Source organism: Sphingomonas endophytica (assembly GCF_001476895.1).
Lineage (GTDB): Bacteria > Pseudomonadota > Alphaproteobacteria > Sphingomonadales > Sphingomonadaceae > Sphingomonas > Sphingomonas endophytica_A.
The window spans coordinates 1-629 of record NZ_LDTB01000110.1 but is presented as its reverse complement, the minus strand read 5'-3'; the positions used below and the strand labels follow the sequence as shown (position 1 = coordinate 629).

The 629-nt window shown below is 65.0% G+C and carries 1 protein-coding gene; it reads right to left on the bottom strand.

Going from position 1 to position 629, the window contains the following annotated elements; all coding sequences use genetic code 11:
* On the bottom strand, positions 1 to 629 hold a 629-nt coding region (locus tag NS334_RS16195), incomplete at both ends, for an extracellular solute-binding protein (protein WP_153002783.1).

Below are 629 nucleotides of genomic sequence, written 5' to 3'. Positions count from 1 at the left end.
GATTGGCGGTGTGCGATTTGCGATAGGGATTGACGCCGCTGCCGCCGGTGATCGCCGCCTGGCCCGACACGTCGGGGCTGGTCAGGGTCTTGACGAAGTCCCACGCCGCCTGCTGGTTCTTGCCGGCCTTCGGCACCGCGATCTGCCAGCCGCCGAACGCCATGAACGGGGCTGGAAGCACGCCCGGGAACTTGTCCCACTTCTTGGTCTTGGCGTTCCAGATCTCGTCCGAACCGGGCAGCATCGCCGAGCCGACCTTGCCCGAGATCTTCGACTGCTTCGGGTCGGCGGCGATGACGCCGGTGTCACCCCAGCCGATCGATTCCGCGACCTGGCCGCCGGCGACCGCCGCGTTGACTTCGCCGAACGAGAAGTTCAGCGCATTGGGCGGCCCGAGCTTCGATGCCTTGATGTATTCCTCGAGGCCCTTCACCCAGCCCGGATTGTTGATCTGCGCGTCCATCGTCTCGGGGTCGAAGAACATCGCGCCCGGATAGTTCGGATTGTTCGTGTAAGCCGCCGCGTGGCTGAAGAAGAACCAGAACTGCTGACCGCCGCGACGGAAGGCTTCCGCGGTTCCCCACAGCCCCTTGTCCGGCCGCTGGAAGAACTCCGCGATGTCGAGATAC